The sequence below is a fragment of the Acidiphilium iwatense genome, assembly GCF_021556475.1.
Taxonomy (GTDB): Bacteria; Pseudomonadota; Alphaproteobacteria; order Acetobacterales; family Acetobacteraceae; genus Acidiphilium; species Acidiphilium iwatense.
The window spans coordinates 1-1114 of record NZ_JAKGBZ010000152.1 but is presented as its reverse complement, the minus strand read 5'-3'; the positions used below and the strand labels follow the sequence as shown (position 1 = coordinate 1114).

General features: G+C 58.8%; 1 protein-coding gene. It reads right to left on the bottom strand.

Features of this window, described 5'->3' with window-relative positions; translation table 11 throughout:
- Positions 1 to 117: 117 nt before the first annotated feature.
- On the bottom strand, positions 118 to 615 hold the full coding sequence (moaB, locus tag L2A60_RS20515) for a molybdenum cofactor biosynthesis protein B (RefSeq protein ID WP_235706311.1): 498 nt from the start codon (positions 613 to 615) through the stop codon (positions 118 to 120).
- Positions 616 to 1114: the final 499 nt, after the last annotated feature.

The following is a 1114-nucleotide window of genomic DNA, read 5'->3' as shown; positions in this document are numbered from 1 at the left end:
GAGGCTGAGCTTCACCACATACTTCTTTACGGCACTTTGTTTCGCGGTCACGAACCATCTCCGTCGTTGCGGAGTCATCGAATCGAAGGTCCGCCGCAAAATCAATGACGGAGGGTACTAGTTGCACGGATGATGCCGGGCATCGAGTTGGAAGCGCAGGATATCATCCCAACCGTCCTTCACCGCGTCCGGGGAGCCGGGTAGCGCGAACAGATAGGTTCCACCAGCCACCCCGCCGACCGCGCGGGATTGGATCGCCGATGTACCAATCTTCTGATAGCTCAGCACCCGGAACAATTCACCGAACCCTTCGATAACCTTGTCCACCACGCGGGCAAACGCTTCGGGCGTCACGTCCCGGCCGGTGACGCCCGTACCCCCGGTGCTGATTACGACATCGATCGCAGGGTCCGCGACCCACTTTCTCAGGATAGATTCGAGCATGTCCGCGTTGTCCGGCAGGATCGCGCGCGCCGCAATCCGATGTCCGGCAGCCTCGATTCGTTCGGCCAGCGCATTGCCCGACGTATCGTTCGATGCCGTGCGGGTGTCCGACACGGTCAGCACGGCGATCGAGACCGGCACGAAAGTTTTTGACTCATCAATACGCGACATGTGCTTAGCCTCCATACGATGCGCTTGCCCGCCGATTGCACGGCAGATCTGAGCTATTCCGAAACCCTCGCCCGCGAGCGGCTTGCCCCTTGGACCGCGGCCGAGGCGGAACAAACCACTGCTCATGCTTCACTGCCCGGGGACGAAGCCAGGATTATGCTCTAGCTTTCCCGCTGCAATCGTAGGCTTGTCGAGCATCTGAAACGGTAGATCGTAATAGCCATCATACCCCCAACTTTCTCCGGCTCTTCGAGGAATGTGCGTGATCGCGTCGGCATGCCTTGATCTAGATCAAGGCATGCCCGCCTTCTGCGTGTGCATATGGGGAGGTTATTGTTGTTGCGACACAACATGAAAATAGCAGGAGGGTTGGAAATCTGAACCGCGCCGGGAATCCTGGAGGCCATTTTGTTTGACTCAGGCGACCATAGCCAGCTCGTTCAGTTGTTCATAGTAGCGCGCCTCGGCCTCGGCGGGTGGGATGTTGCCGATCGGCTCG

Bases quoted from the DNA above. Each gene is read 5' to 3' on its own strand.
- moaB (WP_235706311.1), bottom strand. From the start codon at position 615: ATGTCGCGTATTGATGAGTCAAAAACTTTCGTGCCGGTCTCGATCGCC.